Source organism: Micromonospora sp. NPDC005413 (genome assembly GCF_040606435.1).
In the GTDB taxonomy this organism is placed as follows: domain Bacteria; phylum Actinomycetota; class Actinomycetes; order Mycobacteriales; family Micromonosporaceae; genus Micromonospora.
Genome location: NZ_JBEXEV010000023.1, coordinates 1 through 20,403, shown reverse-complemented (window position 1 = coordinate 20,403; position 20,403 = coordinate 1). Strand labels below are relative to the sequence as shown.

20 protein-coding genes are annotated in these 20,403 nt (G+C 71.6%); 9 read left to right on the top strand and 11 right to left on the bottom strand.

Annotated elements, in window-relative coordinates:
* Nucleotides 1-175 precede the first annotated feature (175 nt).
* Nucleotides 176-1,165, top strand: a complete 990-nt coding sequence (locus tag ABZS37_RS22120) for a hypothetical protein (protein ID WP_355171683.1) — start codon at nucleotides 176-178, stop codon at nucleotides 1,163-1,165.
* Nucleotides 1,165-2,127: a hypothetical protein gene (locus ABZS37_RS22115; protein WP_355171681.1), complete on the top strand. Its 963-nt coding sequence runs from the start codon at nucleotides 1,165-1,167 to the stop codon at nucleotides 2,125-2,127. The genes ABZS37_RS22120 and ABZS37_RS22115 overlap by 1 nt, the downstream gene beginning before the upstream one ends.
* 125 nt (nucleotides 2,128-2,252) lie before the next feature.
* Here ABZS37_RS22115 and ABZS37_RS22110 read toward each other — a convergent pair whose 3' ends face one another.
* The 3 genes from ABZS37_RS22110 to ABZS37_RS22100 are packed head-to-tail and all read right to left on the bottom strand — an operon-like array spanning nucleotide 2,253 to nucleotide 5,048.
* On the bottom strand, nucleotides 2,253-3,104 hold the full coding sequence (locus ABZS37_RS22110; protein ID WP_355171679.1) for a menaquinone biosynthesis protein: 852 nt from the start codon (nucleotides 3,102-3,104) through the stop codon (nucleotides 2,253-2,255).
* Nucleotides 3,056-4,423 (bottom strand): MFS transporter, encoded by a 1,368-nt coding sequence (locus ABZS37_RS22105; protein ID WP_355171677.1) that lies wholly within the window; start codon nucleotides 4,421-4,423, stop codon nucleotides 3,056-3,058. The genes ABZS37_RS22110 and ABZS37_RS22105 overlap by 49 nt, the downstream gene beginning before the upstream one ends.
* Before the next feature lie 40 nt (nucleotides 4,424-4,463).
* Complete coding sequence (locus ABZS37_RS22100; RefSeq protein ID WP_355171675.1) at nucleotides 4,464-5,048, bottom strand: metalloregulator ArsR/SmtB family transcription factor; 585 nt, start codon at nucleotides 5,046-5,048, stop codon at nucleotides 4,464-4,466.
* Between the two features lie 389 nt (nucleotides 5,049-5,437).
* On the opposite strand from ABZS37_RS22100, the gene ABZS37_RS22095 reads away from it, so the two are divergent.
* Together ABZS37_RS22095 and ABZS37_RS22090 are read left to right on the top strand one after the other, a co-directional pair.
* Entirely contained in the window at nucleotides 5,438-6,688 is a 1,251-nt protein-coding gene (locus ABZS37_RS22095; protein WP_355171673.1) for a DUF222 domain-containing protein, read from the top strand.
* A 274-nt stretch (nucleotides 6,689-6,962) separates the two neighbouring features.
* Entirely contained in the window at nucleotides 6,963-9,038 is a 2,076-nt protein-coding gene (locus ABZS37_RS22090) for an AAA family ATPase (RefSeq protein WP_355171671.1), read from the top strand.
* Here the strand turns inward: ABZS37_RS22090 and ABZS37_RS22085 are convergent.
* The 4 genes from ABZS37_RS22085 to ABZS37_RS22070 are packed head-to-tail and all read right to left on the bottom strand — an operon-like array spanning nucleotide 9,027 to nucleotide 11,310.
* The gene (locus tag ABZS37_RS22085) at nucleotides 9,027-9,638 is read right to left on the bottom strand and encodes a hypothetical protein (RefSeq protein ID WP_355171669.1); all 612 of its coding nucleotides are present in this window, start codon (nucleotides 9,636-9,638) and stop codon (nucleotides 9,027-9,029) included. The genes ABZS37_RS22090 and ABZS37_RS22085 overlap by 12 nt on opposite strands.
* Nucleotides 9,638-9,982 carry a YbaB/EbfC family nucleoid-associated protein gene (locus ABZS37_RS22080; protein WP_355171667.1) on the bottom strand — a complete coding sequence of 115 codons (345 nt, stop codon included), beginning with the start codon at nucleotides 9,980-9,982 and terminating at the stop codon, nucleotides 9,638-9,640. Before ABZS37_RS22080 ends, ABZS37_RS22085 begins: the two co-directional genes overlap by 1 nt.
* Nucleotides 9,983-9,991: 9 nt before the next feature.
* Nucleotides 9,992-10,918 carry a WXG100 family type VII secretion target gene (locus ABZS37_RS22075; protein WP_355171664.1) on the bottom strand — a complete coding sequence of 309 codons (927 nt, stop codon included), beginning with the start codon at nucleotides 10,916-10,918 and terminating at the stop codon, nucleotides 9,992-9,994.
* Nucleotides 10,915-11,310: a type VII secretion target gene (locus ABZS37_RS22070; protein ID WP_355171661.1), complete on the bottom strand. Its 396-nt coding sequence runs from the start codon at nucleotides 11,308-11,310 to the stop codon at nucleotides 10,915-10,917. The genes ABZS37_RS22075 and ABZS37_RS22070 overlap by 4 nt, the downstream gene beginning before the upstream one ends.
* 132 nt (nucleotides 11,311-11,442) lie before the next feature.
* Here ABZS37_RS22070 and ABZS37_RS22065 point away from each other — a divergent pair, with 132 nt between their 5' ends.
* Together ABZS37_RS22065 and ABZS37_RS22060 are read left to right on the top strand one after the other, a co-directional pair.
* A complete protein-coding gene (locus tag ABZS37_RS22065; protein WP_355171659.1) occupies nucleotides 11,443-12,081 on the top strand; it encodes a transporter in 639 nt (212 codons plus the stop codon).
* A complete protein-coding gene (locus ABZS37_RS22060; RefSeq protein ID WP_355171657.1) occupies nucleotides 12,078-12,404 on the top strand; it encodes a transcriptional regulator in 327 nt (108 codons plus the stop codon). The genes ABZS37_RS22065 and ABZS37_RS22060 overlap by 4 nt, the downstream gene beginning before the upstream one ends.
* 5 nt (nucleotides 12,405-12,409) lie before the next feature.
* On the opposite strand, the gene ABZS37_RS22055 is transcribed toward ABZS37_RS22060, so the two are convergent.
* Complete coding sequence (locus ABZS37_RS22055; protein WP_355171655.1) at nucleotides 12,410-13,621, bottom strand: IS110 family transposase; 1,212 nt, start codon at nucleotides 13,619-13,621, stop codon at nucleotides 12,410-12,412.
* Nucleotides 13,622-13,847: 226 nt separating this feature from the next.
* On the opposite strand from ABZS37_RS22055, the gene ABZS37_RS22050 reads away from it, so the two are divergent.
* The 3 genes from ABZS37_RS22050 to ABZS37_RS22040 all read left to right on the top strand — a co-directional run bounded on the left by ABZS37_RS22050 (nucleotide 13,848) and on the right by ABZS37_RS22040 (nucleotide 16,441).
* Nucleotides 13,848-14,831, top strand: coding sequence for an ABC transporter ATP-binding protein (locus tag ABZS37_RS22050; protein WP_355171653.1), 984 nt, complete (start codon nucleotides 13,848-13,850; stop codon nucleotides 14,829-14,831).
* 13 nt (nucleotides 14,832-14,844) lie between these two features.
* Nucleotides 14,845-15,582 (top strand): ABC transporter permease, encoded by a 738-nt coding sequence (locus tag ABZS37_RS22045; RefSeq protein WP_355171651.1) that lies wholly within the window; start codon nucleotides 14,845-14,847, stop codon nucleotides 15,580-15,582.
* Nucleotides 15,583-15,676: 94 nt separating this feature from the next.
* Complete coding sequence (locus ABZS37_RS22040) at nucleotides 15,677-16,441, top strand: VOC family protein (protein ID WP_355171649.1); 765 nt, start codon at nucleotides 15,677-15,679, stop codon at nucleotides 16,439-16,441.
* A 548-nt stretch (nucleotides 16,442-16,989) separates the two neighbouring features.
* Here ABZS37_RS22040 and ABZS37_RS22035 read toward each other — a convergent pair.
* The 3 genes from ABZS37_RS22035 to ABZS37_RS22025 form a co-directional block, all read right to left on the bottom strand.
* On the bottom strand, nucleotides 16,990-17,952 hold the full coding sequence (locus tag ABZS37_RS22035) for an ABC transporter ATP-binding protein (protein WP_355171647.1): 963 nt from the start codon (nucleotides 17,950-17,952) through the stop codon (nucleotides 16,990-16,992).
* Nucleotides 17,949-18,983, bottom strand: a complete 1,035-nt coding sequence (locus ABZS37_RS22030; protein WP_355171789.1) for an iron ABC transporter permease — start codon at nucleotides 18,981-18,983, stop codon at nucleotides 17,949-17,951. Before ABZS37_RS22030 ends, ABZS37_RS22035 begins: the two co-directional genes overlap by 4 nt.
* A 175-nt stretch (nucleotides 18,984-19,158) precedes the next feature.
* Nucleotides 19,159-20,088, bottom strand: a complete 930-nt coding sequence (locus ABZS37_RS22025) for an ABC transporter substrate-binding protein (protein ID WP_355171645.1) — start codon at nucleotides 20,086-20,088, stop codon at nucleotides 19,159-19,161.
* Nucleotides 20,089-20,403: the final 315 nt, after the last annotated feature.

Below are 20,403 nucleotides of genomic sequence, written 5' to 3'. Positions count from 1 at the left end.
CCCGGTGTCGAACCCTGGCGGGTTCCGCAACCGGACGTAGACTTTCCGCCGTCACACCGATCGGTTGCAGACGATCGCCGCCAGACAGAGGCCACCTCCCCCGGCCTCGGCGATCGGCCGATCTTCCGGACAACAAGCCGGTCCCCCGGCCCTGACACCTGGAGCTCACCCACTCATGCGATCTCGCGTGACCATGGTGCTCGCCATCACGGCGGTGCTGCTCGGCGGCGTCCTACTGGTCCCCGCCGCGTACGCCCGGCTCTCCGATGGCGACAACAGCGGAGGCAGTGGCGGCGGTGCCGCGAGCGTCGCCGCGCCCTCACCCACCCCGCCACCACCGCCCACGCTGGCGGCCGGCCCGGTGTCAGTGAGCTTCAAGGGTGAGTTCTTCTCGTGGGCGCTGCTGGATCGGAAGACGGGCAAGATCTCCGGGTCGCCGAACATGACCGCGACCAGCTCCACCGAGTCGATGATCAAGGCGTGGATCGTCTCGGACTATCTGCGGCAGCTCGGCGACAAGGAGCCGACCGCGGCACTCAAGAAGGCCGCCAGCACCGCCATCCGGGACAGCAACGACGACGCGGCCAACCTGGTCTACGCCGCCGCAGGTGGCTCCTACAGGACACCGCCGAACGGGCAGCCCGGGCCGGTCATCCAGCGGGCGATCAAGATCTGCGGGCTGACCGACACCAAGCGGGGCAACGTGCCGAAGTTCGAGGGCTGGTGGAGCTTCACCCGGATGTCTCCCCGCGACGCGGTCCGGCTCGGTGACTGCATCGCCGACGGTAAGGCCGCTGGCCCGAAATGGACCAAGTGGGTGCTCAGCGAGATGAGCCAGGTTCGCGGCACCACCGCGGACAAGGACCAGAAGTCCAGCTCGGGCGGTGGGCGCTGGGGGATCATCGACGGCCTGCCGAAATCGATCACTTCGCAGGGCCCGGTCAGCATGAAGAACGGTTGGACGCGGCTCAACTACGACGGCAACTGGCACGTCAACTGCCTCGCTGTCACCGACAAGTGGAGCCTCGCGGTGATGCTGCGTTACTCGGTCAAGTTCGGCTTGGACGAAGGAGCGCAGGTCTGCGCCAGCGTGGCCACCCAACTGGTCACCCCGCAGCCCGGCGCCGCGCTCAAGGTGCCGCAGCAGCCGGTCGGGAAGCTCTGATGGCCGGCAATCGTCGAGCCGACCGGCGCGGCGGCGGTGAGGCGTCCCCGCTGCGGCTGATCGCCATCGCGGTCGTCCTGATCGGGCTGGTGCTGGTGTCGCTGCGGCTGCTGCCCGGGTCGCCGTTCGAGTCGGCCGCCGCTGCCAAGTGGGGCGACGCCGGCACGACGGCCAACGATCGGTCCACGGGTGCGGCCACCGATCGCAGCGCTCGCCAACCGTCCTCGCCGTCGCCGAGCCCCAGCCCGTCGCTGGAGCCACTGCCATTCGTGGCCAAGGATCTCAACCTGGACATCGAGGGCTGGTACTCCTGGAGCGTGCTCGACCGCCGCACCGGAAAGATCATCGGCTCCAAGAACATGGATGAGACCAGCACCACCGCTTCGATGATCAAGTCTTGGATCGTCGCCGACTACCTGCGTCGCGCCGCCGACGCCGGCCAGACGCCGAGCGATGCGAAGCTCGCCGACGCGACGCGGATCATCCGGGACAGTGACAACACCCGGGCCGAGCAGTTCTACAACCTGGTCGGCCGGGACGCCTCGATCAAACGGCTGATCTCCATGTGCAAGCTGACCGACAGCAGCGTCGCCCCCGACAAGGGCTGGAGCCGGACAGCGCTCTCCCCCCGGGACACCGCCCGCCTCGGCAACTGCATCGCCACCGGCACCGCCGCCGGCCCGAAGTGGACCAAGTGGCTGCTCAACGAGATGAAGCTGGTACGCGGCGCGGGCGACTTCGGCATCCGCAAGGCCTTCCCGGCCGCCGAGCAGAAGCAGATCGCCATCAAGAACGGTTGGATCGACCGGACCAGGGAGCGGGAGATGCACATCAACTGCCTGGCCATCGGCGACACCTGGACGATGGGCGTGATGGTCAAGTACCCGATCGACAAGGGCTACGACTACGGCATGCAGAACTGCGAGAAGATCACCGAGGCACTGCTCCGCCCCGGCGTCTGACCCACCCTCTCGGCTGACTCGGCTGATTCGGCTCGCTTGGCTGGCTCTCGGCCGTCCCCACTGGCTCTCGGCCGTCCCCACTGGCTCTCGGCCGTCCCCGCCGGCGGCGGGCGCCCTCCGAGGGCTCAGCCGGCGAAGAACTCCGGGCCGCCGTCCGGCAGTGCCGGGGCCTCGCCGATCGCGGCCGCGCGCCGGGCGAACTCGCGCAGCCCGGCGACCTGCCGGTCACCGAGCGAGAAGTCCAGGGTCCGGAAGTACGTGGCCAGCGTGGCCGCATCGAAGGTCTCCCACCGGGCCGCCGCCTCGGCGACCTGGTCCAGCTCGGCCAGGCAGAGGTCCCGCGAGCGCAGGAACGCCTCGTGCACCTCCTTGACCAGGCCCGGGTGGGCGGCGGCGAAGTCGCGGCGGACCGCCCAGACCGCGAAGACCATCGGCAGACCGGTCCACTCACGCCATGCCTGGCCGAGGTCGGTGACGGTGAGGCCCCGCTGCGGCGCCTCGTGGAGCGCCCGCAGCGCCACGTCCCCGATCAGCACCCCGGCGTCGGCCTCCAGCAGCATCTGGGTCAGGTCCGGCGGGCAGCGGTAGTAGTCGGGCCGTACCTGGTAACGCTCACCGAGCAGCAACTGGGCCAGCATCACACCGGTCCGCGAGGTCGAGCCGAGCGCCACCCGGGCGCCGTCCAGCTCGGTGAGGGGTCGGGTGGAGACCACGTTGACCGAGAGCACCGGCCCGTCGCTACCCACCGCCAGGTCCGGCAGGAGCAGCAACTCATCGGCGTGCCGCAGGTACTCCAGCAGCGAGATCGGCCCGATGTCCAGGTCGCCGGCGACCAGCGCGGCGTTCAACTGGTCGGGCGAATCCTTGTGCAGGTCGACGTCGAGCAGGGCACCCGAACGCATCAGGCCCCAGTAGATCGGCAGGCAGTTCAGGAACTGGATGTGCCCGACCCGGGGACGTGCGATGCGCTCAGCCATGACCCGACCGTATCCCCGGCCTCCGGCGCCGGCTCGGCGGGCCGGCTGGAAGTGGCCAACCCCGCATCCGCCGCCTCCGACCGCTGGTGTTGTCGTCCCGCTGGGCCGTCCGACGACGGACGGCGTACCGCCCGGGCAACGACCGGCACGAAGACCAGCACCACCAGAAGCCCGGCCAGGCCGGCGGCGGCGATCAGCGGCCGAGGTGGGACGACCGTGAGCAGCGCACCGCCGATCAGGAAACCAGCCATTGAGCCCCCCTGCACCGCCGCGCCATAACTGGCGTACGCCCGAGCGCGCATCGCCTCCGGTACCCGGCGAGCGGTGAGCAGGTTGGCGAAGACGTTGTCACCGCCGTTGGCGGCTCCGCCCACCAGCCAGAGCGGCACCAACAGGCCCGCCGCCGGCACCGTCGCGGCGAACAACACCATCAGGCTGCAACCAGCCAGGGTGACCAGCACCCCACGGACCAGCGCCGCGTCGTCGGTGAGCCGGCGGGCGAGCCGGGCGGCCAGCCAGCCACCGGGCAGCATGCCGGCCATCCAGGCGGCGCTGACCAGGCCGTACGTGGTGGCTGAACCGTTCAGGGTCTCCCGGATGAAGAAGACCTCGATCACGTTGATGCCGCCGATCGCCGCGATCACCACGGCGGTACTGACCACCATGACCAGCATCAGCGGGTCCCGGCGCAGCCGCCAGCCGGGGGCCGTACCGCATGGGTTTGCCGGGGTGGCGGCGGTCCGGCGACCACCGCGCCGGGTCCGCAGCAGCAGGCCGGCGACCACCAGCGCCAGGTACGTCGCGGCGTCGAGCAGCAGCGGTACGCGGGTGCCGAACTGCCCGACCAGCAGCCCGGCGAGCACCGGCCCGCCGAGTGCACCGAGGGAGACGGCCGTCTGACTGATCGCACTCGCCCGCGGGAGGTCGTCGGGGCGGACCATCGCCGGCAGTAGCGCCGCCAGACAGGGCTGGGTCACCGCGAGCCCGCACGCGAGCAGCGCGACGAGCCCGACCACCAGGACCGGGTGGTCGGCGAGGGCGAGCAGCACGCAGATCCCGGCCTGGGCCAGCCCGACGGTCACCAGCAGGGTGCGGCTGTCCACCCGGTCGGCGAGCCGGCCGGCAAGTGGGGCGAGCACCACCAGGGGCAGAGTGGCCGCGAGCAACAGCCCCGACACGGCGAGCCCGCTGGCGCCGGCGCCCTGGAGAGCCAACGCGAGCGCGGTGGCGGCGAGGAAGTCGCCGCAGATCGTGGTGCCCCGCGCCGTGGCAGCGAGCCAGACGTCCGGCCAGCGCGACTCAGCAGTTGTGAAGGACATACTTCGAAAATAATCCTTCACAACTGATCGACGCAACCCCCTATGGCAACGGCACCGCGTGGAACTGCACCGAGACGGTCCGCGCACCAGGCGGCGGATCCGCCCGCCGCCGACGCTGGCGGTACGGCTCCAGCACCGCCGAAACCGCCTCGTTCACCCCAGCCATCTCCTCCGCCGTGAGCAGCAGCAACGTGTCGCTGAACAGCGCCACCTCGTACCACTCGGCTGGCTCGCTCCCGGCGCGCCGCAACCAGTCCCGGATCCGCTCCATGTCGCGGGCCGCATGGGCCTCGACCAGCGCCTGCTCGGCCGCGCGCGCCTCCGGCCCGGCCGTACGGCCCGCGTCGAACATGACGCCGGGGCTGATCGCACGCCACACCCGCTCCCGCGCGTCACCCCGACTCGGCGCCTGCTCGACCAGGCCAAACTTCGCCAGCGCTCGCAGGTGGTAGCTGGTCGCACTCGGCGACAGTTCGGCGATCTCCGCCAGCTCGGTGGCAGTCCCGCCACCGTCCCGACTGCTCAGGTACTCGATGATCGCGATTCGGGCCGGATGGGCCAGCGCCCGCATCACCTGCGGGTCACTGATCGTCATCCGGCGCGACTCGGGACGGGCCTCGGTCATGACCCCATGATCCCGCCAGGTCCCCCGACCCGCCATCACCACAGGTTTCGCGCCGAACCGCCCCGCATCCTCCGCGCCGAACCGCCCCGCGCCGTCCACGCCGAACCGCCCCGCGCCCTCCGCGCCGAACCGCCCCGCATCCTCCGCGCCGAACCGCCCCGCGCCGTCCACGCCGAACCGCCCCGCGCCCTCCGCGCCGAACCGCCCGGCATCCTCGGCGGCGACCCAACTCGTGCCGCGAGTTGGTCAGACGGCTCGGCGCCGCCGACGGAGCGAGCGCGGGTGGCGGCGGCCGGGGTTCAGAGCAGCGGCGAAGACGCGGCCAGTGCGCGCCGAGACCGCGGTCCAGACAGGCCGAAAGTGTCGTACACCTGTTCTATTCTGTCTTCATGTTGAGGGCGTTTACGCAGGCAGGCGGTGCGGTCGACGACTGCGCCGAGGCCGCACTCTGGGCGCTCTCCGACAACGAGTTACTCGCGTCTCTCGATGCGGCACACGTGTTGGCACAGCGGCTGGCCACCGTCCAGCTCGGCCTGGTGCGCGAGTTGGACGCCCGTGGCCTGGCGGTCGCGCAGGGTGCCTCATCCACCGCCGTCTGGCTACGGGAGCGGCTCCGGCTCACCGGCCGCGCCGCCCGTCAACTGGTCCAGCTTGCCGCCACCGTCGATGCCGCCCCACCTGCGGTGCGCGACGCGCTACTCAGTGGTGCCATCACCGTGGAGCAGGGTCGGGTGGTGGCGGAGACGATCGCGGCCCTCCCGGTCGAGGCCGGTCCGGAGGTGGCAGACAAGGCCACCCAACTCCTGGTTGCCTGGGCCGACCGGTTCGACCCGACAACCCTGAGCCGGCTCGGGGAGCGCGTCCTCACACACGTCGCGCCCGACCTGGCCGACCAGGCTGAGCTGGCAGCCCTTGACCGGGCCACCGAGCGGGCCGAGGCCCGCCGGCACGTCACCCTCTCCGAGCAGCAAAATGGGCAGGTACGACTCAGCGGGAGCCTCGACACCGAGACCGCGGGCCTGATACGTGAGGCGATCGATCCACTCTGCGCGCCGACCGGAGAGCACGACGACCGCAGTCCCGGTCAACGCCGAGCGGATGCGCTGGGCGAGATCTGCCGGCTGGCGCTGCGCACCGGTCAGCTGCCCGACAACGGCGGGGACCGACCACAGCTCGTGGTGACCGTCTCCCTGGACGCGCTGGTCAACGGCGTCCGTGCCGGCACTCTGGAGACCGGTGAGCGGCTCACGCCGTCCGCAGTCCGTCGCCTCGCCTGCGACACGGGCGTGCTGCCTGCCGTGCTGGGCGGCAACAGCCAGGTCCTGGACGTCGGGCGCCAGCGCCGGCTCTTCACCGGCCCACTACGCCGCGCGTTGGTGCTGCGCGACGGTGGCTGCGCATTCCCGGGCTGCGACCGGCCATCCCGATGGTGCGATGGTCACCATGTTCGGCATTGGGCCGACGGTGGGGCAACAGCCCTGGGCAACGCGGTGTTGCTCTGCGGCTACCACCACCGGCTCGTCCACCGCGGTGACTGGGAGGTCCTCATCGCGCTGGATGGCCGGCCCGACTTCCTCCCGCCACGCTGGCTCGACCCATTGCGCACGCCACGGCGCAATCTCTACCACCGGCGCTGCTGACGCCGAGGAGCAGCGACTCCGCCCCACGCCGTCCGCCACCCCACGCCGCCGCGCCACGCCGTCCGCGCCCGCCGCGCCATCCGCCCGCCACGCCGTCTCTAACGGGTGGTGGCTTGGGTAATTCGGTGGAAGGGGCGGGCTTGGGAGCGTAGGGTTGCAGGCCGCTTGACGGCCGAGGTGATCTGCACCGGAACGGACGTCTCCGCGCCGGTCGGCCGGCCATCCGCCCCCGGACACGCGAGCGCGCAGCAGATGTGAACGATGGGACGTCAGCATGCCCGCACTTGACCTCCACACCCACCTCGACACGGATCTGGCCGCCGAACGCGCACACCTGACCGCCTCCCGGGCGGCGCTGCGCCGGATGCGGGAGCGGGCCGAAGCCCTCTTCGCCACCGGTGACCAGGTGGCCGGCGACGCGTACGCGGCGGAGACGCTCGGCCGCACCCTGGCCCGCCGGGTGGCCGAGTTGGCCGACGACCCGACCACACCCCTCTTCTTCGGCCGCCTTGACTTCGGCGGAACCACGGACAGCACGACCACGGACAGCGGCAACGATCATGACGGTCGGCGGTATCACGTTGGGCGGCGGCACGTCAGTGACGAGCGAGGCGAGCCGTTGGTGCTGGACTGGAGGGCGCCGATCTCCCGGTCGTTCTACCGGGCCAGTGCGCGCGACCCGCAGGGGGTGGCGGTCCGGCGACGGTTCGGGTTCAGCAACGGGGTGCTCACCAGCTTCGAGGATGAGCGACTGGACCGGGGCGAGGAGTTGGGCACGACCAGTCGGATCCTCACCGCCGAGATCGAGCGGCCGCGCGTCGGGCCGATGCGGGACATCGTCGCCACCATCCAGCCGGAGCAGGACGAATTGGTCCGTGCTGACCTGGCCGACTCGATCTGCGTACAGGGCGCGCCGGGCACCGGGAAGACGGCGGTTGGCCTGCACCGGGCCGCGTACCTGCTCTATCTGCACCGGGAGCGGCTGCGGCGGGCGGGCGTGCTGATCGTCGGGCCGAACAGGGCGTTCATGTCGTACATCGCGGCGGTGCTGCCGGCGCTCGGCGAGGTCGAGGTCGAGCAGGCCACGGTGGAGGAGTTGATCTCCCGGGTGCCGGTCCGGGCGGTCGAGCCGTCGACGGTCGCCGCGCTCAAGCACGACGTACGGATGGCGAGCGTGCTGCGCCGCGCGGTGCAGGCACACATCGGTACGCCAACCGACTCGATCACCGTTTCGGACGGTTCGTTCCGGTGGCGGATCGGGCTGGAGCCGTTGCACCGGATCGTTGAGGAGACCCGCCGCGAAGGGCTGCCGTACGGCACGGGCCGGGAGCGGGTCCGGGCACGGGTGGTGAGCCTGCTGCAACGGCAGGCCGAGGCGCGGCGAGCGGAGTCGCCCAGCGACGCCTGGCTGCGCCGGATGGGCCGCTGCCAACCGGTGGCCGACTTCCTGGACGCGGTCTGGCCGGCGCTCACCCCCGAAGGGCTGGTGCACGGCCTGCTGGCCGACCCGACTCGGCTCGCCGCTGCGGCGGGCGGGCTGCTCAGCGACACCGAGCAGGCGCTGCTGACCTGGGTGAAGCCGGCTCGCACCGCGAAGGCGACCCGCTGGACCGCCGCCGACGCGGTGCTCATCGACGAGGCGACCGGCCTGCTGGAACGGCCCTCCGGGTTCGGACACGTGGTGGTGGACGAGGCGCAGGACCTGTCCCCGATGCAGTGCCGGGCCATCGCCCGGCGCAGCGAGCACGGCTCGGTCACCCTTCTCGGTGACCTCGCCCAGGGCACCGCGCCGTGGGCGGCGACGGACTGGCGGGAGTCCCTGGCCCACCTGGGCAAGCCGGACGCCGTGGTGGTCCCGTTGACGATCGGCTTCCGGGTGCCCGCTGCGGTGGTCGCGTTCGCGAACCTGCTGCTGCCTGTGCTCGCGGTGGACGTACCTCCGGCCGAGTCGCTGCGCCACGACGGCGGCCTGGACGTGCGTACCGTGACCGACCTGACCTCGGCGACGGTGGCCGAGGTGCACGCGGCGCTCGCGCACGACGGCTCGGTCGGTGTGATCGCCGCGGACGACGCGGTCGACGGGTTGCGCGCGGCGCTGGCCGCCGCCGGCATCGCGACCGCGACCGCCGACGACGTGACGGCCGCCCAGCGGGTCACCGTGGTGCCCGCGACGCTGGTGAAGGGCCTGGAGTACGACCATGTGGTGGTGGTCGAGCCGGCCGCGATCGTCGCGGCCGAGCCGCGCGGGCTGCACCGGCTGTACGTGGTGCTCACTCGGGCGGTGTCCCGGCTGTCGGTGCTACACCGGGAGCCGCTGCCCGCGCCGCTCGTCGGCGGGTCAGTCGGCTGACAGGGCCGCCGCGACCTCCCGCAGTGGGCTGCCGGACTCAGCCAGCGGCACGTGGAACGACAGCCACGACCCGTCGGCAAAGTCGAGCCGCAGCCGCTTCCAGTTCAACCGGTACCGGCCTACCCGGGCGGCTATGGCCGTGCGCGGCACCGACCCGAGCAGTTCGATGTCGGTCTGCGCCTGTTCGTCGGTCGCGGCGCTGGAGAGCAGCCCGACCGGCGCTGTCGCGCCGAGCAGCAACCGCTGGTCGGTGACCGCCAGCAGGATGTCCCGGACACCGGAACCCTTCGCCGCCACGGTCAGGGCGTGGTGCAGCGAAGATGCCTCCGAACCTGGTTCGCCTCGACCTCCGACACCGAAGAAGAGCCAGTCGACGAAGTCGTCCGCCCGACCGAAGGTGATGTTTGGTGACAGCACGTTGAGCAGCGCTCCCAGGAAGCCCGGCCCACCCGAGGCAGGTGGCGCCGCCGGCTGCGGGGGGGCCGACGGGGTCAGCCCGCCGCCCGCTCGGACCCGGGCCACCGCACGCAACCGCTCTCCGGCCGGCAGCAGCCGGGTGACCCCCTCGGCGTACCGCGCCTGCACCTCATCGGCCATCATCAGTGCCCGTCGTGGCCGTCGGGCTGGCGCGGGCCTCCACCCGGCTCGCCGATCACCTCAGTGACCAGTTCCCGGACCCGTGCCGCGGCGGCCTCCTGCGCCCGGTTGGCGGCTGCGGTGAACTCCTCCGCCAGGCTGTAGGAGTCCAGTCGCATCGCCCGCGCGTTCAGCTCCGCAGAAACGATCTTCCCGTCTGCGGCGGCGGTGACCCGCACCAGGCCGGAGTCGCTCACCCCCTCGGCGCTGGCCTGCTCCAGCTCCGCCATCCGGTCGGCGAGTTGCCGCTGCCACCCGTCCAGGTTGCGGGCCAGCGCCTCGATTCGGTCCAGGCCGGGGAAGGTCATAGCCGCCTCTCAGTTCACGATGGAGTCGAAGACATTCTGCACACCGCTGGTGTACGGGCCCAGGTCCTCTCGGTACGTGCCGTCCACCAGGTAGTTGCGGTCCTTGTGCCCGTCGGAGATGTCGTGCAGGCCCACCCCGGTGTCCAGCAGCGCGCCGCCGAAGCCGGGGATGTTGACCGGCGAGACCTGGTTGATGACGAACTTGCCCGGAAAGAGGGTCTTGAACTTCTCGACCTGGAAGGCACGCCCCGCAGGCGTCCAGCCATTCTTGCTCAGCATCTTGTACTGCTTCTTGCGCCGCTTCAGCTCCATGACGGTGTCCGCGTACTTGCGTAGCTGCCCGGCGACCTTGGCCAGCCGGGTGGCGAGGCGGGTGAGCACCTCGGCGAACCGCGCGACGATCTTGACCATCCGGCCGACGGTGGTGGCCAGCTTGGCCAGCACCCGGACCACCGTGGCGGCCAGCGAGACGCCGGCGCTGAGGGCCGCCGCTACCGCCGCGATGATCACCTCGGTGAGGAACCAGAGCAGGAACTCGAGGATCAGCTCGACCAGCAGGTTGAACGCGTCGACCGCAGCGTTGGCCGCCTCGACCAGCACGTCCTTGGTGCCATCCAACCCCTGAGCCAGCTCGTCGATCGCCTTCTCCACAGAGGCCATCGAGGCGTGGAAGCTCTCGGCGGCGTCACCCGTCCAGTGGCCCCGCAGTCGGGCCCGGTCCTGCATCTGCTCAGCGGCGATCTCGCGGACTGCCTCGCCGGTGCTCAGGCAGAGCTGGGCGGCGCGCATCAGGTCGTCCGGCTCACCCGCGACAAACTCGAGGAGCTGCTCGAAGGGCCAGAGCACCGCGTTGGACAGCGGCTTGAACGGGTCGGGCGTGCCCGAGACGATCTGCTCGAAGTAGGTCTTGTTGCGCTGCAACGCCTCGGTGCTCACGCCGACACCTGCCCGGGCGGGCTTCCGGCACCAGGCGACCAGGGTCCGGGGGCGATGACGTCGGGCGCGGCCGGTCGGCCGGGTACGAACATGTCGGTGTTGGCCACGTCGGTGCCGGTGTAGGCGTCGGCGGTGTCACGGAGCCCTTCGGCGATGTCCGCCATCACCTCAGCGCCGTCGGCCAGCCCTTGCAGGCACGCCTCGAACTGCTCGGCGTACGCCGCCGCGAGGCCGAACGACGCCGGCATCACCCCGAACGCGTGCCGGGGCACATGCCCGTCGCCGAACGAACGGTGCAGCTCGCGAAAGCGACCCGCCCGGTCGATGGATGCCTTGGCGAACGCCGCCAGCGCCTCCGGCTGGACCTCCAGCTCACTGCTCGGGCTCGACACGGATCCTCCCCTGTGTCCTGTGCGACGGATCAGCCGCGACGACTCCCCACCATAGGCACTCCGCGCCGCAATCGGTGACCCGGCCGCTCAGCGGGACACCACCCATTGACTTTGTGCCATAAAGTAGTTTGCGTGGACTCAAACGACGACCTCCCACCCGCCGATGCCGCGGTCGCGCTCCGGCTGATCCGCGACCAGCAAGCGGACACCGCGCTTCGGCTGGAGCCCGACGCCCGACTGGTCTACTGGCCGTGGGGCGTTGCCTGGCTCGTCGGTTTCGGGCTGCTCTTCCTGCGCTTCTCCCCCGACGATCGGGTGCTGATCCGATTGCCCGACTGGCTGCCTTTGACCACTCTCTTCGTCCTGCTGGTGGCCGCCGCGGCGGTCCAGGCGGTGGCCGGCGCACGGGCGTACGGCCAGGTGACCGGGGACTCGGCCCGGCGCGGGCTCTGGTACGCGTGCGCCTGGGCCCTGGGCTCTGCGAGCGTGTACACGGCACTCGGCAGGGTCTCCGACCACCTGCCACACGACCTGGCGGGGCTGCTCTGGTCGGCGACCGCCGTCGGGCTGACCGGCGCACTGCACATGGCCGGCGGGGCGATCTGGCTGGACCGGGACCTGTTCCGGCTGGGCGTCTGGATCAGCCTGATCAACCTGGCTGGCGTGTTCGCCGGGCCGGGCTGGCACGCACTGGTCGTCGCGGTGGCCGGCGGCGGCGGGATCCTGGTCGCCGGAACGGTTGCCCGTCTGCGACAGCGACACCGGCGGTGACCGAGCTGGACCCGGTCATCCACGTGCAGGCCCGGCTGCGGGTGGTCGCCGCGCTCTCCGCGCTCGGCGACGGCGACCGGATCGCCTTCCCCCGATTGCAGGAGCTGCTCGCGATGACCGCCGGCAACCTCTCCGTGCACCTGCGCAAGCTCGAAGACGCCGGCTACGTGGAGATCAGCAAGACGCACCGTGGACGCACGCCGGCAACCCTGGTCCGACTCAGCCGGCGAGGCCGGATGGCGTTCGAGGAGTACACCGAAGCCATCCGCGCCCTGCTCGATCCCACCCGGCTCGACCCCACTCCGTCGAAGGAGTTTCAATGACCATGTCAAGCCGCGTACGCCGTGATCGGCGGTGAGGGATGGAACTCGCGGCCGTCGCGCAGCAGTGCCCAGATGACGTCGATCAGGCGGCGGGCCAGGGCGATCAGGGCTTGGGTGTGGAGCTTTCCCTCGGCGCGTTTGCGCTGGTAGAAGGTCCTGGAGGGGCCGTCGGGTTTGATCGCGGACAGCGCGGCGAGGTAGAACACCCGCCGCAGGCCACGGTGGTAACGCTTGGGCCGGTGCAGGTTGCCGCGTACCCGTCCGGAGTCGCGGGGTACCGGGGCCAGGCCGGCGTAGGCGGCCAGCCGGGCCGAGCTGCCGAACGCGACGCTCAGGTCCCCGCCGGTGTCGGCGAGCAGCTGGGCGCCGAGGATCGGCCCGAACCCGTTGACGCTGGTGATCCGCGCCGCGTGCGGATGGTCACCGAACACGGCGCTGATCTGCTTGTCCAGGTCCTTGATCTCCCGGTTGAGGTCGAGCAGTTGAGCGGCGAGCCGGGCGATCAGCGGTGCCACTGCGGCTTCGGTGGGCAGCGCGATGGTCTGCGCGGCCTCCGCGGCGAGGGCTTTGTCGACCATCGCGGGGATACCTTTGGGCCACGCGCCACCGGTGCGCAGGTGCTCCGCGATCGCGTCAGCGCCGGCTGCACGCAGACCGCCGGGGGTCTGAAAGCCGGTCAGCAGCACCAGCGCCGAGCGGGTGGAGTAGTCGAACGCCGCCTCCAGAGCCGGGAAGATCGAGGCGAGCAGGTCACGCAGCCGGTTCACGCCACGCACCCAGTCACCCATCAGGTCCTCCCGGCGGGCGGTCAGCACCCGCAACTCGGCGACCAGCGCATCGGGCTCGGTGACCAGCGTCAGATCGTGGCGCAGCCGGGCGGTCTCGGCGATGGTGAACGCGTCCTTGGCATCGCTCTTGCCCTCACCGGCGAACGCCCCGGCCATCCGGTTCACCAGTCGGCCTGGCACGTACACGAGTTCCGCACCCGTCTGACGCAGCACCGCCACCAGCAGCCCCGCGCTGCCGGAGGTCATGTCCAGGGCCCACCGCACGTGCCCGGCGGCCTTGCCCGCCCGGGCGATCAACGCCTCGATCTCGGCCTGCCCGTTACCCAGCCGCTTACTGAACACCACCTTGCCGGTCTCGTCGACCGCGCACGCGTGGTGATGCGCCTTGCCGACATCGATCCCGACCCAGATCCACTCGCGGACCCTCACCGGCCCGAACCTCCCTTATAACCGCAGCTCAACCCCATCGATGGCACTGCCGGCAGCTCCATAAACAGCGACGCACGCAGATCTCAATCAGCAGCCAGGCCATCGGAAACAGCAGGGCGGCCACTCCTTCGGAACCACCCAGCGGCAAGCAGTCATCAGCCACACCCCACCGTCCCGGGCATCCGGGGCACCAACCCCAGACGATCAACAACCTTATGGAGCAGTCATGACCCTCGCCCGCGCCGACCAGGCCAGCCGCCGGTACGGCGACGTCCTCGCCCTCGACCGCGTCGACCTGGAAGTCCGGGCTGGTGAGCTGGTCGGCCTGCTCGGGCCGAACGGCGCCGGCAAGAGCACCCTGATGAACCTGCTGGTCGGTCTGCGCCGCCCCAGCTCGGGGCGGGTCGAGCTGTTCGGCGGCGACCCCCGCGACCCGGCGTCCCGGCGACAGATCGGTGTCACCCCGCAGGAGACCGGCCTGCCGGGCACGCTGCGTGTCGGCGAGGTCGTCGACTTCGTCTCCGCGCACTACCCCGACCCGGTGCCCCGGGGTGAGCTGCTCGACCGCTTCGGCCTGGCCGACCTCGCCCGACGGCAGACCGGTGGGCTCTCCGGCGGACAGCGCCGCCGGCTGGCGGTGGCGCTGGCGTTCGTCGGCCGGCCCCGACTCGTGCTGCTCGACGAACCGACCACCGGCCTGGACGTGGCCGCCCGGCACACCCTGTGGGACGCGATCCGCGCGTTCCACGACGACGGCGGGACCGTGCTGTTGAGCAGCCATTACCTGGAAGAGGTGGAGGCGCTGGCCCACCGGGTCGTGGTGATCGGGCAGGGCCGGGTGCTCGCCGACGACACCGTGGACGCGGTATGCGGCATCGTCGGCGTCCGCCGGGTCAGCCTCGTCGCCGACCAGCTTCCCGACCTGCCCGGGGTTGTTCGCAGCGAACGGATCGACGGCCGGGTGCACCTGCTCACCACCGACGCCGACGAGCTGGTCCGGGCGCTGGTCACGGCCCGGACCCCCTTCACCGACCTGGAGGTACGCCCAACCTCGCTGGAGGAGGCGTTCCTCGCCATCACCAGCGGGGAGCAGCCCACCGGGGAGCAGCCCACCGGGGACCAACCCGCCACCGAGGGCCAGCCCGCCACCGTCGCTGCCGGCGGCCAACCCACCAGCGCCGCTGCCGGCGGCCGACCCACCACCGTCTGAGGAGGCGACCACCGTGCAGCTCGCCCTGGTCCACGCCCGCTACCAACTCCTGGAGATCATCCGGATTCCGGTGGCCGTCGTCGGCAGCGCCTTCTTCCCGGCCGCCGCCATGATCTTCTTCGTGGTGCCGTTCGCCGGCGACGACCCGGTCGGGGCCACCTTCGCCACCGCGTCGATGGTCACCTTCTCGGTCATGAGCGCCAACATCTTCCAGTACGGCGTCGGTGTCGCCGAGGACCGCGACCAGCCGTGGAACCCGTACACCCGGACCTTGCCGGCCGGGCCGGCACCCCGGTTCGCGGGCCGCGTGCTTGCCGGCCTGGCGCTGACGTACCTCTCGCTGATCCCGGTCGTGGTGATCGGCGCGACGCTGACCGCGGCGCGGATCACCCCGGCGGCCTTCCTGCTGGCCGTCGTCACCGTTGCCGTCATCTCGGTGCCGTTCACGCTGATGGGGCTCGCCATCGGCTACTCGTTGCCGAGCAAGGCGGCGATCGTGATCGCGCAGGTGGTCTTCCTGCCGCTCGCATTCGGCGGCGGCCTGCTCTCCGCGCCCGGCGACGCACCCGGGTTCATCGAGACGATCGCGCCGTACCTGCCCACCCGGGGTGCGGCCGAGCTGATGTGGTCGGCGGTCGGCGACTATTCGGTCGAACCCCTGGCGCTGATCATGCTCGGCGTCTGGGTGGTGCTGCTCGCCACGCTCGCCGCCTGGGCGTACCGACGGGACGAGGGTCGCCGGTTCAGCTGACGATTCGTCTGTTTCCGCCCCGGGCCGCAGCGGGACGGTGCCAGGATTCCGACAGGGGGTCGCCGTGGCCGCCCCGGCTGAGAGGGGTCTTGACGTGAGCACCGTCCCGCCGGGCACACCCTGCTGGGCCGACCTGGCCACTCCGGATCTGACCGACGCGCGGCGCTTCTACCCGGAGCTGTTCGGCTGGACCGGCCGGGTGACACCGGAGCCCGAGGCGGGCGGCTACACAGTCTTCCTGCTCGACGGCAAACCGGTCGCCGGTGCCGGGCCGCCAGCCATCCCGGACCAGGTGCCGATCTGGTCGACGTACCTCGCCACCGACGACGCGGAGCTGGTCGCCGGCCGGGTCGAACGGGCCGGTGGGCAGGTCGTCGTGCCACCGTTCGAGGTCTTCGACCGAGGCTGGATGGCCGTCTTCGCCGACCCGGCCGGCGCCACGTTCAGCGTCTGGCAGCCGCTGACGATGGCCGGAGCCGAAGTGTTCAACGTGCCGGGCGCGATGAGCTGGAACGAGCTGGTCACCCCCGACCCCGAGGGCGCGAAGGTCTTCTACGAGCTGGTGTTCGGCTGGCAGCCGGACGACCAGCCAGCGGGCGGGATGACGTACACCGGGTGGCGACTCGGGACGCAGATCGTTGCCGGGATGATGCCGCCGCTGGCCGACGACTTCCCGGCCGACCTGCCCGCGTACTGGACGGTCTACTTCGCGGTGACCGACGCGGACGCCGCCGCGGCCCGCGCCGCCGAACTGGGCGGGACGATCCTGGTCCCGCCCCGTGACATCCCCGCGGGCAGGTTCGCAGCACTCCGAGACCCCCAGGGCGCCCTCTTCTCCGTCATCGACCTGGGCCCCTGACCCCAGCGCACTCCCATCCCACCCGCCCGCGCCCCGCGCTACGCGCCCACGGCCGCGCCCCAGGCCCGCACGCCCGCACGCCCACGCCTCGCGCCCGTGCGCCGTGCCGCGCCGCGCCGTGCCGCGCCGCGCCGCGCCGCGCCGCAAGATCGTGCTCGATCCTGGATGTAGTGGCCTCCCCGCATCCCGGACCCCCCTATTTCCAGGATCGAGCATGATCTTGCGCCGACAACCTCGGCGATCATGGAGCCGGCGTAGGGTTTGCCCTATTTGTCACCCACCAACCTCATGATCAACGCATGGTCGGGGTCGGGCGCACCGGACATGGGGAGAGGCGGGCGGAGGGAGAGGCGGGTCGTCGGACGGGGCAGGTCAGGTGGGTAGGCACCCGGGGCGTTCGGGGCGTTCGGGCCTCCGGGCCTCCGGGCCTCCGGGCCTCCGGGCCTCCGGGCCTCCGGGAACCTCCGGGGCGTGCGGGGCGTTCCGGGGCGTTCCGGGGCGGCCGGGACACCGGGGACGCCAAGGACGTCTCAGGGACGTCTGGGACGTCAGCGGTGGGACGACCGGGGGCGGATGGGGACCACCAGGGGGCCGTGGGCGCCGGGGACCACCCGGACGCTGGCCCGGTAGTGGGTGGCGAGCAGGTGCTCGGTCAGCACCTCGGTCGGGGTGCCGGCGGCCACCACCTGACCGCCGGCGAGCATCACCATCCGGTCGGCGTACTCGCCAGCCAGGGACAGGTCGTGCATCGTGGCGAGGACGGTCAGGCCGTGCTCGCGGCGCAACTGGTCGACGAGTTCCAGCACCTCCTGCTGGTGACCGATGTCGAGTGCGCTGGTCGGCTCGTCGAGCAGCAGCAGCGTGGCGCCCTGGGCGAGCGCTCGGGCGAGGAACACCCGCTGCCGTTCGCCCCCGGAGAGGGTGGCCAGCTCGCGGCGGTGGAAGCCGATGAGGTCCAACCGTCCGAGCACCTCGTGCACGGCGTCGACGTCGGCGGTCGACTCCCGGCCCAGCGTCGGGATGTACGGGGTGCGGCCGAGCAGCACGTAGTCCAGCACCGACATGCCGGGCGGCACCACCGGGGACTGTGCCACCGTGGCCACCACCCGGGCGCGGTCCCGGCGGCGCAGTGCGGCACTCGCCGTACCGAAGAGGGTGATCGCGCCCGGCGCGGGCAGCAGGCCGCCGACGGCCCGCAGCAGGGTCGACTTGCCGGCGCCGTTCGGGCCGATGACGGTGACCCACTCGCCGACGGCGACGGTGAGGTCGACGCCGGTCAGGATCGGCGTGCCGCCGAGGTCGATGTGCAGCCCTCGCACCTCGACGGCCGGTACACCGCCGTCACCGCCCACGGGCGGACGATCGCCGAGCGGGCCGGCAGCAGAGCTGACGGCGGCGGAGATGGCGGCGGAGGTGACGGCGGCGGGCACACCGGCAGCGGGCACACCGGCGGCGGACGCGACGGCAGCGGGCACACCGGCAGCGGACGCACCGACGGGTTCGGTGCTCATGTGAGCACCCGCCGGGCGGTCCGCAGCACGAGTACGAAGAACGGGCCGCCCAGTAGGGCGGTGACCACCCCGATCGGCACCTCGGCCGGGGCGGCGGCGGTACGGGCCACCACGTCGGTCAGCGCCAGGAACGCGCCGCCGAACAGCAGTGACAACGGGAGGATCACCCGATAGCTCGACCCGGCGAGCAGCCGGACGGTGTGCGGCACGATGATGCCGACGAAGCCGATCAGACCGGTCGCGGAGACCGCCGCCGCGGTGCCCAGGGAGGCGGCGGCGATCAGCAGGTACCGGGTGCGCTGCGGGTGCAGGCCCAGACTCCTCGCCTCGTCGTCGCCGACCGCGAGGACGTCCAACTCGCGACGGTGCAGCAGCACCACCACGGTGGTCAGCGCGGCGTACGGCAGCACCAGCAGCACATCGTGCCAGCCGGCGGTGGCCAGCCGACCGAGCAGCCAGGAGTAGACCGGCTGAATGCTGTCGGCGTGTCTCTGCAGCAGGTACGTCTGCCCGGCGGAGAGGAACGCGGAGACCGCCACCCCGGCCAGGATCAGCATCACGGGCGAGCCGCCCCGCCCGCCGGCCGCGCCGAGCACGTAGGTCATCGTCACGGCGAGAAGCGAACCGGCGAACGCGGCCAGCGGGATGGTCATCGGCAGCCCGGAGATTGCACCCTGCCGGCCAGCGCCGCCGAGGGCGATCACCGCGGTGACCGCGAGGCCGGCACCGGCGGCCACACCGAGCAGGTACGGGTCGGCAAGCGGGTTGCGGAAGACACCCTGGTAGCAGCCGCCGGCCAGGGCGAGCAGGCCGCCGACGAGCAGGCCCAGCACCACCCGGGGCAGTCGCAGCTCGGTGACGATCGCGATCTCCCGCTCCGACAGCCCGCTGTCGAGGTGCACCCCGGGGATCAGGTTGAGCAGTTCGGCGGCGACGCTGCCCGCAGGCAGGCTCACCGGGCCGAGCGACACCCCGGCGACGAGTGCGACGAGCACCGCGAACACCCCGGCGACCAGCCAGCGCTTGCGCAGCCCGGCGGGGCGCGCCGAGGACGGTGCCGGCCCGGGGCGCCGAGGTCCGAACCAAGGCGCGGGGCGTCGCTGCCCAGCTCGCCGGGACGCGGACGGCGTCCCGGCGGGCTGGGTGGGTGGTGCCGGGACGGCTCGCGAACCCGGCTCACTCCTCGCGCTCACTGACGGACGAGGGTCACGCGGGCACCTTGGCGACCGCGTCGGTGATGACCCGGAGCAGGTCCACGACGCGCGGGCCCCAGCGGGAGGCGATGTCGTCGTCGAGCGCGACCACCTGGTCGTTCTTCACCGCGGTGAGCCCCGCCCAGCCGCTGCGGGCCTTGACCGAGTCGGCGTTCTGCTGGCAGCACTTGGAGTCGGCCAGGAAGACGAAGTCCGGGTTGGCCTTGACGATGAACTCCTGGGACAGCTGCGGGTAGCCAGCGTTCTTGCCGTCCGCGTCGGCGGGATCGGCGATGTTGGTGAGGCCGGCCTGGCTGTAGAGCGAGCCAATGAAGGTCTTGCTGGTCGCGCTGTACAGCTCGGGGCCCAACTCGTGGTAGTAGGTGAGCTTCTCGGTGCGCTGCGGCACGTCCTTGACCAGCTTGGCGATGTCGGCCTTCATCCGGGTGGCGACGTCGGCGGCCTGGTCGGCGTGCCCGGTCAGCATGCCCAGCTCGGTGATCTGCCGGTACGAGTCGTCCAGCGTGGTCGCCGCCGGGGTCCGGTAGACCGCGATCTTCAGCTTGCCGAGCTGGTCGACGATGTTGTTCCGGTCGTCGGAGAGCACCACCAGGTCGGGGTTCTTTCCGGCGATCGCCTCGGCGTTGGGCTGGAAGCCGGACAGGTCGGTCTTGGGGGCATCGGCCGGGTAGTTGGACTGGTCATCGACGGCGCTCACCTGCGGGCCGGCTCCGATCGCGAAGAGCATCTCGGTGGCGGTGGGTGCCAGCGAGACGATCTTCTCGGGCCGCTTGTCGAGGGTGAGCGAACCGACCGTGACCGGGTAGGCGGCGGCTGCGGTGCCAACGCTCGGCTGGTCGTCGGCTTTCTCGGCGCAGGCGCCGAGGGCGAGCGCGGCGACCGCGAGGGTCGCGGCGAAGAGCCGAGGAGTACGTCTGAACATGTGGGCCTCCTGTCGGTCGAGGAGTGTGGTGCTTCGCCGACAGGGACTTTCGTACGCCCGCCCACGAGGCGCCCTTCCTCGAGAGCGCATATCGCGACCGATCCGCAGGCGACCTGGCTCGTCCCCACCGTCGGGTGGGGCATCACAGTTGCGGGACAGCGCCGGGTTTTCCACCGGCTTCGCTGCGGACTGGTCGCTAAGACGGTAGCGCACCGCTGAGAGCAGCCTCGTTGATCTAGGGCATATCGTCGTGCGTTGATCTCGAATCACGACGATATGCCCTAGATCAGCGCGGGAGGGGGCGGGAGGGGGAGG

Bases quoted from the DNA above. Each gene is read 5' to 3' on its own strand.
- ABZS37_RS22120 (WP_355171683.1), top strand. From the start codon at position 176: ATGCGATCTCGCGTGACCATGGTGCTCGCCATCACGGCGGTGCTGCTC.
- ABZS37_RS22115 (WP_355171681.1), top strand. From the start codon at position 1,165: ATGGCCGGCAATCGTCGAGCCGACCGGCGCGGCGGCGGTGAGGCGTCC.
- ABZS37_RS22110 (WP_355171679.1), bottom strand. From the start codon at position 3,104: ATGGCTGAGCGCATCGCACGTCCCCGGGTCGGGCACATCCAGTTCCTG.
- ABZS37_RS22105 (WP_355171677.1), bottom strand. From the start codon at position 4,423: ATGTCCTTCACAACTGCTGAGTCGCGCTGGCCGGACGTCTGGCTCGCT.
- ABZS37_RS22100 (WP_355171675.1), bottom strand. From the start codon at position 5,048: ATGACCGAGGCCCGTCCCGAGTCGCGCCGGATGACGATCAGTGACCCG.
- ABZS37_RS22095 (WP_355171673.1), top strand. From the start codon at position 5,438: ATGTTGAGGGCGTTTACGCAGGCAGGCGGTGCGGTCGACGACTGCGCC.
- ABZS37_RS22090 (WP_355171671.1), top strand. From the start codon at position 6,963: ATGCCCGCACTTGACCTCCACACCCACCTCGACACGGATCTGGCCGCC.
- ABZS37_RS22085 (WP_355171669.1), bottom strand. From the start codon at position 9,638: ATGATGGCCGATGAGGTGCAGGCGCGGTACGCCGAGGGGGTCACCCGG.
- ABZS37_RS22080 (WP_355171667.1), bottom strand. From the start codon at position 9,982: ATGACCTTCCCCGGCCTGGACCGAATCGAGGCGCTGGCCCGCAACCTG.
- ABZS37_RS22050 (WP_355171653.1), top strand. From the start codon at position 13,848: ATGACCCTCGCCCGCGCCGACCAGGCCAGCCGCCGGTACGGCGACGTC.
- ABZS37_RS22035 (WP_355171647.1), bottom strand. From the start codon at position 17,952: ATGAGCACCGAACCCGTCGGTGCGTCCGCTGCCGGTGTGCCCGCTGCC.
- ABZS37_RS22025 (WP_355171645.1), bottom strand. From the start codon at position 20,088: ATGTTCAGACGTACTCCTCGGCTCTTCGCCGCGACCCTCGCGGTCGCC.